Genomic DNA, 13,309 nt, shown 5'->3' with positions numbered 1-13,309 from the left:
TGGTGCGCCTGTTCGTGGCCCTTGCCCTGCCGGCGGAGCTGCGCGAGCGGCTGAGGCTCCTGGTCGCGCACCGGTTCGCCGGCGCGAAATGGGTGCCGCCGGAGAACTACCACCTGACGCTGCGGTTCATCGGCGAGGTGGACAATGGCCGCGCCGACGACATCGACGCGAGCCTCTCGGGCGTCAGCGCGCGCGGGTTCGATCTCACGCTCGCGGGGGTGGGCGCGTTCGAGGCGCGCGGCCGCGCGAACGCGCTCTGGGTCGGGGTGGAGAAGAACCCGGCGCTCGAACACCTGCGCGCCAAGGTGGAGAGCGCGGTGGTGCGTGCGGGCTGCGAGCCGGAGCGGCGGCGTTTCACCCCGCACGTCACGCTCGCGCGGCTCGACAACCCGGACCCGGTGAAGCTCGGCGAGTTCCTGCGCACGCACGGGCTGTTCCGGGCGGCCCCCGTGCCGGTGGAGCGCTTCACGCTGTTCTCATCGCACCTGGCACGCGACCAGGCGCACTACACGGCGGAGGCCGATTACGCGCTCGCGTGAGCGCGGTTCACCACAACCGCGCCCGGGCGCGCGAGAGCGCGCGCAGGCAGACCTCCTCCGGCACGCGTTCGAGCCCGGCGGCACGCGCGGTCGCCAGCACCACGCGCGGTTCGCCCTCGCCCTCGAGGAACACGTCGAGCAGGCAGGACGGGCCGCGATAGAGCCAGGCCTGCGCCTCGCCCTCGTCGCGCACGAGATCGGGATCGCCCATCACGGCGCGCAGTTCGCCGCCGGTGAGGCCGGCGAGATCGCCGGCCGCGCGCGGGGAGCGCGTACTGCCGACCCGCGCGGCGAGCGGCATGATGGGCCGGGGCGTGACCTCGTGCGGCGCCAAGCCACGACGCATCGCCTCGAGCCCGGCCTGGGCCGCGGCCATGTCTCTCAGCGCGTGGTCGAGGGCTGCCTGCTCGCGCTCCGGTTGAGAGCCGGCGCACCCGATCAGGGCAACGGCCCCCGCCAGCAGCGCGAGGGCCGCGGGGGCAGAGGCGGCCATGGGCGGCGGCGGCGCGCTCCTGTGCCCGCTTGCGGCTAGCTGCGCGCGTAGACCGGCTCGGGCGGCACCGGCGGCGCGGCCGGCGCCTCGGCCGCGGGGGCGGCAGCCGCCCGCGCGGGTGCGGCGGCGGCGGCCGGTCCCGGGATCATCTCGATCTTGCCCGAGACCTGCGCGCCTTCCTCGACCATCAGCCGGTGGCAGCGGATCGTGCCGGTCACCTTGCCGGTGGAGCGCACCACCAGCCGCGAGGTGGCCGTGACCGAGCCGTCGAAGGCGCCGGAAATGTCGGCTTCCTCGATTTCGGCCTCGCCACGGAACACGCCGGAATCGGCGATGATCAGTTCGAGCGCGTGACGGATCGACACCTCGACCGTGCCGTGAACCTCCAGCCGCTCGCAATCGCTGATCGCCCCGCCCGCCAGCGCGATGCCGCGCCCGACCACGAGCGCCCGACGGTCGCCCGCCTGCGGCCTCGCGGCCGGTGCGGGCCGCGCCACGGGGCCGGCGGACGGTGCGGTGGGCTGGGTCGGCTGCGGCGGGATCCCGGTTGCCGGGAAATTCGGCTTCAACGCCATGGGGGAGGGGCCTTCCTTTCGGATCGTGGTCGGGCGGGCAACCGCCTCGTCGGACACGGGGCGGACACCGTCGCGATAGCCGGCGTCGGCATCGGATGCGGCCGCCGGCGCGTCGGTCCTGGGACGCTTGAAGAGGGCCAGGGGAACCTCGTCACGCTTCGGGGTGGGGCGCCGAGTCGGGGGGCGCGGACTGTCAGCAATCATACACCGGCACTGAGGGGCTGCAACGCGAAGGGTCCGGCCGCTGGTTCAACCGATGCGGTCGCATGACGGCCCTGCGCCAAGGCAATTGCGGCGCTCGATGCCGATGCGTAAACTTGAATCACTTCGATGGGGATGGAGTCCCCCGAAACCGCCCCTCCGGGCTGATGACTCCTGCCGCGTGAAGACGCGCAGGAGTGTTTTGCCCGCGGTCGGGCACCTCGCTGCCAGTCTTCGTGCACACACCAGCACCGGCGACCGCCGGAAGGAGTGTCGCACCGTGGAGAATGTCTGGCTGACCTCCGCGCTCTGGCTCGGGCTCGCGCTGCTCGCCTCCATCATCTCGATCCGTCTCGCCGTATCGGTCGCGCTCATCGAGATCGTCGTCGGCGCGGCCGCAGGCAACCTGGTCCATCTCGAGCTGACGGAATGGGTGAATTTCCTCGCCGGGTTCGGCGCAATCATGATCACCTTCCTCGCCGGCGCCGAGATCGATCCGCGCGCGCTGCGCCGCCAACTGGCGCCCAGTCTCGGCATCGGTGCGGTAAGCTTCGCCGCGCCCTATCTCGGCTGCGTGGGCTTCGCGCGCTTCGCGCTCGCTTGGGATTGGCCGGCGGCGCAGATCGCCGGGATCTCGCTCTCCACCACCTCGGTGGCGGTGGTCTACGCGGTGATGATCGAGACGGGATTCAACCGCACCGAGATGGGCCGCATCATCCTTGCGGCCTGCTTCGTGACCGATCTCGCCACGGTGCTCGCCCTCGGCATCGTCTTCGCGCATTTCGATGCGCGGCTGCTTGTGTTCGGCGCAGCGACCGCGGCGGCCCTGGCGATGTTGCCGCGTTTCGCGCCCTGGTTCTTCGCCAAGGTCGGACACCGGGTGAGCGAACCGGAGACGAAGTTCATCGCCCTGATCCTGCTCGGCCTTGGCGGGCTCGCAACGATCGCCGGCAGCGAGGCGGTGCTGCCCGCCTATCTCGTCGGCATGGCACTCGCCCCCGCCTTCATCGCGGAGCCGGAACTGCCGCACCGGATGCGGATCATCGCCTTCACGATCCTGACACCGTTCTACTTCCTGAAGGCGGGGTCCCTGATCGACCTCGATGCGGTGATCGCTTCGGCCGGGCTGATCACGGTGTTCCTGGCGATCAAGATGGCGACCAAGTTCATCGGCATCCTGCCGCTCACACGCGCCTTCGCCTTTGACGGACGCGAGGGGATGTACACGACGCTGCTGATGTCCACAGGGCTGACGTTCGGCACGATCTCGGCGCTGTTCGGGCTGACCAACCGGATCATCGACCAGCGCCAGTACGCCGTCCTGGTCAGCGCCGTGATCGCAAGCGCGGTGGTGCCCACGCTGATCGCGCAGCGCTGGTTCCAGCCTTTGCCCAGCGGGATCGAGGGCGCAAGCCCCGGTCAACCCGCACCGGCGGAGGAGCACTGAGATGTTCCGCAGGATCGTGATCGCCCATGACGGATCAGAGGGTGCAGCCAAGGCGCTGGATGCGGCGCTCGAGCTCGCCCAGCGTCACAAGGCAACGCTCCAGATGATCTCGGTCGAGGAGCTTCCGCAGATCCCCACAACGATCGACGAGGTTGTGGAGGAGAAGGCAGCGGCCAACCGGCACTTCGATCCGCTGATCGCGCGCGTGCAGAGCCGCGCGAAGGCCGCCCGCGTGCGCCTCGAGGTGCATGTCGTGGCGGGCCACGCGGTACCGAGCATCGTCGAGTTCGTCGAACGCCAACGCGCTGACCTTCTGGTGGTCGGCTTCATGGGACACTCGGCGCTCTACAACCGTGTGATCGGCAGCACGACGGACCGCCTGGTCGCACTGGCGCCATGCGCCGTCCTCGTTGTGAAATGACCGCCGAACGCAATGACCCGGCTCGGCTGACCGCTGATGGTGATGCGCGCAGCTCAGCCTTGGCGTCACGGTCGGCCGCCTCCAGCGCGTCATCGGATGCGCGCACGCAGGCTCCGGCCGGAATCGGGGACCGACCGTCGCCGGTCGATTTCCACAGTATCCTGAGCCCGGTAGGCGCCCCCGCGGCTGAGCACGCGGTGCCGGGATATTTCAGGGATCTCCATCTCGACCAGATCGTCGCCGCCGTGACGGTCGGGCGCGAGCACTACGATCTCGCGCCGTTCTTCCACGCGCCCCTGCACGATCCGGCGACGATCCGGTATCGGCAGGACATCTTCCGCGATCTCGAACGCGAACCGCTGTTCCGCTGCGTGCGCGGCTTCGCGGAGGGGATGCAGACAATGCGTGAGCGGCTCGACAGCGCACGCACGCTGCATGAGCACTACCAGAAGCAGAGGCTGTTCCTCGATGCCGTCGCGACGTACTGCGCGACACTGAACGCCTTCCAGAGCGCGCTTGCCGCCGCTGAACTCCGTGCGCAAGGCTGGCTGGCGCTGCGGCGTTTCCTGGCCGAGTACCTTGCCTCGGCGGCGTTCATCGCGCTGCAGCGCGAGACGCGGGAGTGCGAACAGGCCCTCGACGGCATCCATTATTGCCTGCTGATCAAGGGCGATCGGATCACGGTGCGCCGCTATAACGCGGAAGCCGACTACGGCGCCGACATCGAACGCACATTCGCGCGGTTCCGGCACGGCGCAGGAAAGGATCACCTCGTCGAGTTCTCCGACGTGCTGCCGATGAATCACATCGAAGGGGCGGTGCTCGAACGTGTCGCAAAGCTGTTCCCCGACGTGTTCGGTGCGCTCGACGCCTATTGTACCCGCAATGCCGAGTTTCTCGAACCCACCATTGCCGCCTTCGACCGAGAGGTTCAGTTCTATCTCGGCTATCTGGAGTACATGCGGACCTTCCGCCGCGCCGGACTCGCGTTCTGCTATCCGGAGATCGCCGCCAGCGCGAAGGATGTGAGGAGCATTCGGGGCTATGATCTCGCCCTCGCTGCCCGGCTGGTCGCGGAGAAGGTGGAGGTCGTGCGCAACGACTTCCACCTGAACGGACCGGAGCGCATCTTCGTCGTCTCCGGTCCGAACCAGGGCGGCAAGACGACCTTCGCGCGCACCTTCGGTCAGATGCACCACCTTGCAAGCCTGGGTTGCCCTGTGCCGGGTACCGAGGCGCGGCTGTTCCTGTTCGATCGGCTGTTCACCCATTTCGAGCGCGAGGAGGATCTCGCCACGCTGCGCGGGAAGCTGGAGGACGAACTCGTCCGGGTCCGTACGATCCTGGATCAGGCGACCCCGAACAGCATCATCATCCTCAACGAGATGCTGACCTCGACCACCCTGCACGACGCGATCCTGCTCGGGCGGCGAATCATGGAGCGTATCGTGGCACTCGACCTCCTGTGCGTGTGCGTGACGTTCCTCGTGGAACTCGCCTCGCTCGGACCGAGCACCGTCAGCCTTGTCAGCACCGTCGATCCCGACAACCCGGCGCGGCGCACCTTTCGGATCGTCCGCGCGCCGGCGGACGGGCTCTCGCACGCGGTGGCGATCGCACGGAAACACGGGCTGACGCAGCCGGAGATCCTGGAGCGGATCCCGTCGTGAAACCTCGGCTGATGGATCGTGAGGGAAGCTTCGAACCTGACCATGCCCTCCCCTGGAACGAGCAGGACCTGGTCCAGGATCTTGAGCTCCGTACCCTGTTCGACGCCATGGCGGACGGCGACGAGTTCCTGCGCAAGGTCGCCCATCACGCCCTTCTTTCCCCGCTCACCGATCCCGCAGCGATCCGGTATCGGCAGGATGTCCTGCGCGACTGCCTCGCGCAGGAGGAACTGGTGCGCGAGATCTACGCCATCACGGTCGAGGCCATCGAAGCGGAGAAGAAGGCGTACTGGGGAATCTACTCCAAGTACCCGCGCGTGATCCTCAGCCGCTCCGTGGAAGTGATCGGCCTGTTCGTGAAGGCGCTGACGCGGTTGCGGCGCATCGCTGACGCCGATGGCCCCCGCTTCTCGTCGGATGGCTTTCGGGACTTTTTCGCAATGCTGCAAAGCGGCCTGGGCGACGAGTACCTGGCCGAGGTGCAGCAACACCTCCGTGCCCTGAAGCTCGGCGACGGCACGCTGATCAGTGCGCGGCTCGGCAGCGGCGCGAAGGGCCGCGACTACACGTTGCGGAAACCCAATCCGCCGGAGGGGAGCTGGTTCCAGCGCCTGTTCGCCGGGCGCGCCCCGGCCTACACGTTCCAGCTCGCGCCGCGCGACGAGAGCGGCGCACGCGCGCTCGCCGAGCTCGAGGGACGCGGCATCGCCCAGGCCGCGAACGCCCTCGCGCAGTCCGGCGATCACATCCTCGGCTTCTTCGTCCAGCTCCGCGCCGAGCTCGCCTTCCATCTTGGCTGCCTGAACCTGCATCGGCGACTCGCCTCACTCGGCGAACCCTTGTGCATGCCCGAGCCCACCGCCGCGAGCGAGCGGTGCCTGCGATTCTCCGGTCTCTACGATGTCTGCCTCGCGCTGACTGCCGGACAGAGGGTGGTGGGCAACGATGCGGACGCGGATGGGCGCATGCTGATCGTCGTCACCGGTGCCAACCGGGGCGGCAAGTCGACCTTCCTGCGCAGCCTCGGCCTTGCGCAGCTGATGATGCAGGCCGGCATGACGGTACCGGCCGAGTCCTTCTGCGCCAATGTTTGCAGCTCGGTCTGCACGCACTACAAGCGCGAGGAGGATGTCGCGCTGCGGAGCGGAAAGCTTGATGAGGAGCTCGCTCGCATGAGCCGCATCGTGGACCATCTGGCACCCGATGCGCTGGTCCTGTTCAACGAGTCATTCGCGGCCACCAATGAGCGCGAGGGATCCGAGATCGCCCGCCGGATCGTCGAGGCCCTCGGCGAGCGGCGCATCAAGGTCGCGTTCGTGACGCATCTGCACACCCTGGCCCGCGGCCTGTACGACCGGTCGCGGCCGGACGCGCTGTTCCTGCGCGCGGAACGGCGAAGCGACGGGATGCGCACCTTCCGAATGACGGTGGGCGAGCCGTTGCAGACGACCTTCGCCGACGACCTGTACCGCAGGATCTTCGAGGGGCAGGACGCTCCCCAGACGAGCCCGGGGTGACTCGCGCGCTGGCGTGGCATCATTCCGGGACGGATCACGCAGAGGTCACCGCGGATGCAGGATGTGGTGCATGGTTTCGCCTGGGTCGCGCTCGGCAGCGCGTTCGGCGGCATGGCGCGCTATTGGGTCTCGGGCATGGTCGGGCGGCGGTTCGGCGAGACCTTCCCCTGGGGCACCATGGTGGTCAATGTCAGCGGGGCCTTCGTGATCGGCATCGTCGCCGCGCTGGCGTCATCCAACCTGTCCTGGGTCTCCGAGCTGCCAGGCTGGCGCCTGATCGTGGTGGGGTTCCTGGGGTGCTACACCACGGTCTCGTCGTTCAGCCTGCAGACGCTGGCGCTGGCGCGCGACGGCGATCTCCGCCGGGCCGCCGGCAACGTCGCCCTTTCGCTCTGTCTCTGCTTGCCGGCCGCGGCGCTCGGGCTGGCGGCCGGCGCCACGCTTGTTCGGGTGGGCTGACGCGCATGGTCCATGCCCGTTACGCAACCGCCATGCTGTACGCCGCCGTCGCGGCCGGCAGCGTCATCGGTGGTACCGCTCGCTGGCTGGTCGGCGAGTGGATGCATCATTGGGCGGGAGCGGGGTTTCCGTGGGGGACCCTCTTCGTGAACGTCACCGGATCCTTCCTGATCGGCTGCTATGCCGCGCTTGCCGGACCTGACGGCCGGCTGCTCGCGAGTCCGCGCCAGCGCCAGTTCGTCATGACGGGAATCTGCGGCGGCTACACGACGTTCTCGGTCTTCAGCCTGGAGACGGTGCTGCTGATCGAGGCCGGACGCGTCGCAGTTGCCGGAACCGTCATCGGCGTGTCGGTGCTGCTGTGGCTCGCGGCGGTCTGGCTGGGCTGGACGCTTGCCACCCGGATCAACCGGTTGAGGAGATAGACCATGAAGATCCCCGAGGAAGCACTGCTGCTGCGCATCTTCATCGGCGAGAGCGACAGCTATGAGGGCCGTCCGCTCTATGAGGCGGTCGTGCTGCGGGCGCGGGAGCTGCATCTGGCCGGCGCGACTGTCCTTCGCGGGCCGATGGGTTACGGGCGGTCGAGCCGTCTGCACACCGCGAAGATCCTCCGGCTGTCGGAGGACCTGCCGCTGGTGATCGAGATCGTCGATGCCGAGGACCGCATCAACATGTTCCTTGTCGAACTCGGTCCGATGTTGGGCAGCGCGCTGGTCACGACCGAGAAGGTGCGTGTGGTGCAGTACGGCACGAACGGCGGTTGAGGGCGCTGGTCGCCGCGCGCTCCCGCGCCGTCATGCCGCGCGCAGCGTGCCGAGGAAGCTTGCGACCTCCTGCCGCAGCGCATCGCCGTGACGCGCGAGCTCGGCCGCCGAGCCGCGCAGCCCGGTGACCGCCGCGGTGGTCTCGGTCACGGCAAGGTTCACATCCGCGATCGAGGCGCTGACCTCGGTCGTGCCGGCGGCGGCCTGCTGGACATTGCGCGCGATTTCGGCCGTCGCCGCCCCCTGCTGCTCCACCGCCGCCGCAATCGCAGCCGCGATGCGATCGATCTCCTCGATAACGGCGGCAATGCCCTGAATCGCCGACACCGCCCGGCCGGTATCGCCCTGGATGGCGGCGATCTGGGCGGAGATCTCCTCGGTCGCCTTGGCGGTCTGCGAGGCGAGGTTCTTCACCTCGGAGGCCACCACCGCGAAGCCCTTGCCCGCCTCGCCGGCGCGCGCCGCCTCGATCGTCGCGTTCAGCGCGAGCAGGTTGGTCTGCCCGGCGATATCGTTGATCAGCCGCACCACGTCGCCGATGCGCTTCGCCCCGTCCGCGAGGCCCTGCACCGTCGCGTCGGTCTCGCGCGCGCGGCGCACGGCATCGGAGGCGATGCGCGCGCTCTCGCTCACCTGGCGCGTGATCTCGCCGACCGACGCCGCAAGCTCCTCCGCGGCGGAAGCGACGGTCTGCACGTTCGCGCTCGCCCGGCTGCTCGCGGCGCCGACGCTCTGCGCCCGCCCCTCGGTCCGCTGCGCGAGCTGCTCCAGCATGGCGGCGCTGGACTGAACGTCCGTCGCGGTCGCCGCGACCGCCTCCAGGGCGCTGCCGACCGCACCCTCCAGCCGGGCGGCGATCTGGCCGAGTTCGCGCTTGCGCGCCTGCGCGGCCGGTCCTTCCTCGAAATAGACCTCGATCGCCAGGTCCATGTCGAGCAGCACCGCCGCCGTCACGGCATCCATCAGTGCGGCGGCACGCGGCGCGTTCCAGCGCGTCCTGGCGGCGATCAACCGGCCGATCTCGCCGAGCGCGAGCGCGTAGCCGCCGTAGTACCAGCGCGGATCGAGGCCGATGCGCGCATGCGCCTTGCCGACGCGCCGCACGCCCGCCTCGTAGGCGGCATCGAACCGGCCGGAGAACAGACGGCGCCAGTGCTCGCGCTGCGCCTGCTTCAGGCCCTCGATGCCACGGGCGGCGTGCCGGGCGAGCATCGCGGCCATCTCGGGATGGGTTGCGAGATGGCCGTAGAAGCGGTCGAGCAGACCGTCGAGCCCCGGTTCGACGACGGTCCAGGCCTCGCGCAGGCGTGCACACGCCGCGGCGTCGAGCCGCATGAACGCAGAGCGACGGGCGAGCGTGCTTTCTGCAACGGACTCGGACATGACGAGGACTTCCTTGCTTCAGGTGGGTTACCGACGTGGACACGACGCGGCGGCAGACGATCACGATGGTCGGGACCGGCGGTGAACGAGTGGTGAAGCCGCGCTGACAGTTTTTGTCGTGATCGGCATGGAGGCGGATCGACGCGAGACAGTGACGATCGCCTTCCGGACCGAGGTAGACATGCAGGGCAGCCGATACGCACGATGCTGCGGTCGCGCCATTTTATGGCAGCGGGCGATTCACCTCTGCTTCACCGATGCGTCGCAGCCTCGGCGTGGCCGACGGCGATGCCGCGCGGCATGACCCGCCACCAGCACACCGAGGATCCATGACCCTGGTTCGACAACTGGATTCGGCGCTGGCCCGGGCGGCGGCGCGGGCGACCGCGTCCTGTACGGCCTGGCGCCCGGCAGGCTCGCCGTGTGTAACCTGCGGCCCCGGTGATCTGGTGGCGCGGCAGCTCCGCGTCGCGTTCCAGCCGATCGTGGTCGAGCGGCACGGCGGCTGGTCGGTATTCGCCTACGAGGCGCTCGTGCGCGGCGCCGCCGGCGAGCCGGCTGGCGAGGTGCTGGCGGCGCTGCGACAGGCAGCCGATCCGCATGTGCTCGATCTGGCCTGTCGGCTCGCCGGCCTGCGCGATGCCGCCGCCCTCGGCCTGCACCGGTCGGAGGCGCTGTTGTCGCTGAACGTGCTGCCGAGTGCCACGCTCAATCCCGAGACGTGCCTCGGCGCGACGCTGGCGGCGGCACGGCGCTTGGGCTTCGCGCCCGACCAGATCCTGTTCGAGATCACGGAGGCGGAGCAGAGCCGCGATCCCGGCCGCCTGCGCGACACGGTCGCCGCGCAGCGCGCGCACGGGGTACGGATCGCGATCGACGATTTCGGCGCCGGCTATGCCGGGCTCGGTCTGCTGGTCGAGTTCCAGCCCGACATCGTCAAGCTGGACATGCAGCTGCTGCGTGGCGTCGATCGCGATCCGGTGCGGGCGCGGATCGTGGCCGCGATCGCGCGCGTCTGCCACGACCTCGGCATCACCATGATCGCCGAGGGGATCGAGACGCCGGAGGAACTGGCCGCCCTGCACGACATGGGGATCCGGCACTTCCAGGGCTATCTGCTCGCGCGGCCGGCCCTCGGCGCGCTGCCGGACGTCATCGCCGAAGCCGTGACCCTGTCGCAGGCGGCGCCGATCGGTTTCGGAAAGCCGTGGCAGACTGTCCGGCGCAACCGCGCGATCCGCGCCGTGCCGGCGGAGCGGGTCCGATGCAGACCCGGAGTGCCGTCGGACGAGGCGGCACTGCCGGCCGTCTGATTCTATGCCTCCAAAAATTGTCGATCGCCCCGGCATACGAACGTCTTGTCCGTTCCGTTGATCCGTTCCTAACCTCCGGCGCGTGCAAGTTGAACGACGAGCAAGAAAAGCAACCGCATACGGCTCGAAGCGGTCTCTGGCGGCAGGACGCGACGCCGCGCAGCGTCGTTGCGATCGGGGAGGGAAGGAGCAGGGATGAATGGCGCGGGCCTGCGCGATTTCGTCCGTGCGCGGAGTCTGGTCGAGCAGGTCTCGGCGTTGCGTTTCCTCGACGCGCTGTACGGCGATCGCCCCGATGTTCCCTTCACGCCGGCCGATCCGGCGGAGCCGCGGTTCCGCATCCTGCGCGCGCTGCCGGGGATGGGCGCGCGCACGCGGGGCGACCCGCTCGCGCAGATCTGGCTTCGCAACCACCGCCGCTGCATCCTTTTCCACGCCTTGATCCGCAGCTCCGCTTGGCTGAACGGTACCGCCGCGAGCCTGTCGGTGGCCGAACTCGCGCGGCTCTCCGGCCTGTCGGTGCAGTCGGTGCAGCTCGCGCTGCGCGATGCGCGGCTCGCGGGCGACCTGGTCGCACTGCGCGCGGAGGACGACCGGCGCCGGCTCGTGTTCGAGCCTTCGCCGGCGCTGCGCGCCTTGGCCGACGCGCGGCGGCGCAACTACGTCGCGATCGCCTGTCAGCTCACCGGCCGGCCGGACCCGACACCGCGGTTGACCGAAGCGGCCGAGCATGCGTGGCGGCGTCTGCATGCCGAGTTCTGCGTCAACAAGACAGGCCGGTCGGCTGCGCGCGGGCGGCGGCTCACTGTCGCCAGTCGGGCGTTGCTGCTGTGGGACCTCGTGATGGATGGGCCGCAGCCCGCGACTCTGTTCGTGCCGCGCCAGCAGGAGCGGGCCCAGGTCAGCCGACAGACCATCCTGAATCACCTCGCCTGGCTGCGCGCCGAGGGTTGGCTCGCGCCGGGCGAGCCGCTGACGCCGACCGCGCTCGCCCGCGAGCGGTTCGGCATGATGCTCGGTGTGTTCGAGGCCTGCGCGCAGCGTGTGCTGGATCTGCTCGAACTGTTGGCGGAACAGCCTGGTGTGGCCGCCTGCATCCTGTTGCCGCCCACGGCAACGAGCTGTCCCCGCACATGGCCGCGTTGCCGCTGCGCCGTCTCGGATGCTCGCCCGGCTGTGCCGACGCCGCTGGCGCGGCGCCCCGTCCGGCTCAGCTTCTGTGCGGCGCCGGACTGTCCGCTGCTGCCTGCGCAGGGCGGCGATGCCCCGGACACCCTGGCACTGGGGGCGGTGGAGATGCCGGCATCCTGGTGGGCGCGAGAGGGATCGAACCTCTGACCCCTACCGTGTCAAGGTAGTGCTCTCCCGCTGAGCTACGCGCCCGCTAGGTCGGGAAGATGCGACCTTCTGGCGGGGTTTGCCCGGCGGGTCAAGCGGGGCGCGCGCATGCGAAAGCGGCGCCGGAGCGGGGCGCTGGCGCACCCCGTCCGGACGCCGCCGGGTCACGCGGCCGAACGGTCGCGACGCGCACTCAGGCGGCGCGCGCCTCGGTCTCGATCACCTGCGGCTGGCCCTTGGTAATCGGGATCTGCCGCGGCCGCAGGCTCTCGGGCACCACGCGGCGCAGCGCGATGTGGAGCAGCCCGTTCTCCAGGCTCGCGCCGTCCACCACCATGTGGTCGGCCAGCTCGAAGCGGCGCTCGAACGCGCGCCGGGCGATGCCGCGATGCAGGAACTGGCGCGGCTCGGCCTCCTTGGCCGCCTTGCCGGTCACGACCAGGGCGTTGTCCTTCTGGCTGATCTCCAGATCGGACTCGCCGAACCCGGCCACCGCCATGGTCAGACGGTACTGGTCCTCGCCGAGCTTCTCGATGTTGTACGGCGGATAGCTCGCATCGGCCGCGTTCAGGGCCGTGTCCATCAGGCGCGACAGCCGGTCGAAGCCGATGGTCGAGCGGAACAGCGGAGAGAAGTCGAAGGCGTTCATCGTCGGTCCTCCTTCATGGAAGCAAGGTCCGGTCGGTCGGGCACGGCACCCTCATGGTCAGCCGAAGCCTGACCGATCGTGCCGGGACCCCGGAGGCATCCCGGCATCGACGACGTAGGAGGCGGGGGGCCCCCCTTCAAGGGGGTGCCGGGCGCTACTTCTTCTTCGCGGGGGCCGGCTTGCCAGCGCCGGCGGCCGGCGCGGGGGCCGCCTTCGCGCCCTTGTTGATGCTCGCCGCGGCCTTGATGTTCATCTTCGACAGATCGACCGCGAAGCGCTTGTTGAACTTCGAGACCTGACCCGCGCTGTCGAGCACCACGCGCTGCTGGCCGGTCCAGGCCGGGTGCGACTTCGGGTCGATGTCGAGCCGCAGCGTGTCGCCGGGCTTGCCGTAGCAGGACCGGGTCGTGAACGAGGACCCGTCGGTCATGACGACGGTGATCTCGTGGTAGTTCGGGTGGATGCCCTTCTTCATGGCCCGCGACCTTTCACCGGCAATGGCGCGGCGATGCCGACCGCCGCGCGAGAGCGGGCGGG

14 protein-coding genes, 1 tRNA gene, 1 pseudogene and 1 riboswitch are annotated in these 13,309 nt (G+C 69.6%); of the genes and pseudogenes, 10 read left to right on the top strand and 6 right to left on the bottom strand.

Annotated elements, in window-relative coordinates; all coding sequences use genetic code 11:
- Positions 1–2 precede the first annotated feature (2 nt).
- Complete coding sequence (gene thpR / locus F563_RS0113310; protein WP_026299569.1) at positions 3–539, top strand: RNA 2',3'-cyclic phosphodiesterase; 537 nt, start codon at positions 3–5, stop codon at positions 537–539.
- A 7-nt stretch (positions 540–546) separates the two neighbouring features.
- On the opposite strand, the gene F563_RS22580 is transcribed toward thpR, so the two are convergent.
- On the bottom strand, positions 547–1,032 hold the full coding sequence (locus F563_RS22580) for a hypothetical protein (RefSeq protein ID WP_035575235.1): 486 nt from the start codon (positions 1,030–1,032) through the stop codon (positions 547–549).
- 35 nt (positions 1,033–1,067) lie between these two features.
- Positions 1,068–1,607 (bottom strand): bactofilin family protein, encoded by a 540-nt coding sequence (locus F563_RS22575; RefSeq protein ID WP_019015170.1) that lies wholly within the window; start codon positions 1,605–1,607, stop codon positions 1,068–1,070.
- 323 nt (positions 1,608–1,930) lie between these two features.
- Positions 1,931–1,992, top strand: a riboswitch (Fluoride riboswitch).
- A 96-nt stretch (positions 1,993–2,088) separates the two neighbouring features.
- Here F563_RS22575 and F563_RS0113295 point away from each other — a divergent pair.
- The 7 genes from F563_RS0113295 to F563_RS24870 all read left to right on the top strand — a co-directional run bounded on the left by F563_RS0113295 (position 2,089) and on the right by F563_RS24870 (position 8,089).
- Positions 2,089–3,255 (top strand): cation:proton antiporter, encoded by a 1,167-nt coding sequence (locus tag F563_RS0113295; protein ID WP_019015169.1) that lies wholly within the window; start codon positions 2,089–2,091, stop codon positions 3,253–3,255.
- Between the two features lies 1 nt (position 3,256).
- Positions 3,257–3,676, top strand: a complete 420-nt coding sequence (locus tag F563_RS0113290; protein ID WP_019015168.1) for a universal stress protein — start codon at positions 3,257–3,259, stop codon at positions 3,674–3,676.
- Positions 3,677–3,873: 197 nt separating this feature from the next.
- Positions 3,874–5,346 carry a MutS-related protein gene (locus F563_RS0113285; RefSeq protein ID WP_019015167.1) on the top strand — a complete coding sequence of 491 codons (1,473 nt, stop codon included), beginning with the start codon at positions 3,874–3,876 and terminating at the stop codon, positions 5,344–5,346.
- 11 nt (positions 5,347–5,357) lie between these two features.
- Complete coding sequence (locus tag F563_RS0113280; protein WP_019015166.1) at positions 5,358–6,863, top strand: MutS-related protein; 1,506 nt, start codon at positions 5,358–5,360, stop codon at positions 6,861–6,863.
- Between the two features lie 54 nt (positions 6,864–6,917).
- Positions 6,918–7,322, top strand: coding sequence for a fluoride efflux transporter CrcB (crcB, locus tag F563_RS0113275; RefSeq protein WP_019015165.1), 405 nt, complete (start codon positions 6,918–6,920; stop codon positions 7,320–7,322).
- Between the two features lie 32 nt (positions 7,323–7,354).
- On the top strand, positions 7,355–7,747 hold the full coding sequence (crcB, locus tag F563_RS24875; RefSeq protein ID WP_019015164.1) for a fluoride efflux transporter CrcB: 393 nt from the start codon (positions 7,355–7,357) through the stop codon (positions 7,745–7,747).
- A 3-nt stretch (positions 7,748–7,750) separates the two neighbouring features.
- Positions 7,751–8,089, top strand: coding sequence for a DUF190 domain-containing protein (locus tag F563_RS24870; RefSeq protein ID WP_019015163.1), 339 nt, complete (start codon positions 7,751–7,753; stop codon positions 8,087–8,089).
- A gap of 30 nt (positions 8,090–8,119) precedes the next feature.
- On the opposite strand, the gene F563_RS0113260 is transcribed toward F563_RS24870, so the two are convergent.
- Positions 8,120–9,472: a globin-coupled sensor protein gene (locus tag F563_RS0113260; protein ID WP_019015162.1), complete on the bottom strand. Its 1,353-nt coding sequence runs from the start codon at positions 9,470–9,472 to the stop codon at positions 8,120–8,122.
- Between the two features lie 449 nt (positions 9,473–9,921).
- Here F563_RS0113260 and F563_RS22570 point away from each other — a divergent pair, with 449 nt between their 5' ends.
- Together F563_RS22570 and F563_RS24485 are read left to right on the top strand one after the other, a co-directional pair.
- Complete coding sequence (locus tag F563_RS22570; protein ID WP_019015161.1) at positions 9,922–10,785, top strand: EAL domain-containing protein; 864 nt, start codon at positions 9,922–9,924, stop codon at positions 10,783–10,785.
- 195 nt (positions 10,786–10,980) lie between these two features.
- Positions 10,981–12,123: a hypothetical protein gene (locus tag F563_RS24485; RefSeq protein WP_026299565.1), complete on the top strand. Its 1,143-nt coding sequence runs from the start codon at positions 10,981–10,983 to the stop codon at positions 12,121–12,123.
- Here F563_RS24485 and F563_RS0113245 read toward each other — a convergent pair.
- The 3 genes and pseudogenes from F563_RS0113245 to rpmE form a co-directional block, all read right to left on the bottom strand.
- Positions 12,094–12,168, bottom strand: a tRNA-Val gene (locus F563_RS0113245). The genes F563_RS24485 and F563_RS0113245 overlap by 30 nt on opposite strands.
- A gap of 148 nt (positions 12,169–12,316) precedes the next feature.
- On the bottom strand, positions 12,317–12,772 hold the full coding sequence (locus F563_RS0113240; RefSeq protein ID WP_019015160.1) for an Hsp20 family protein: 456 nt from the start codon (positions 12,770–12,772) through the stop codon (positions 12,317–12,319).
- A 268-nt stretch (positions 12,773–13,040) separates the two neighbouring features.
- A pseudogene (gene rpmE, locus F563_RS25625) lies at positions 13,041–13,247 on the bottom strand (50S ribosomal protein L31); the annotation flags it as partial.
- Between the last annotated feature and the right edge of the window lie 62 nt (positions 13,248–13,309).

Origin of the sequence: Elioraea tepidiphila DSM 17972, from assembly GCF_000378465.1 — a bacterium.
GTDB classification, from domain to species: Bacteria; Pseudomonadota; Alphaproteobacteria; order Acetobacterales; family Acetobacteraceae; genus Elioraea; species Elioraea tepidiphila.
This window is presented reverse-complemented; position numbering and strand designations above follow the sequence as displayed.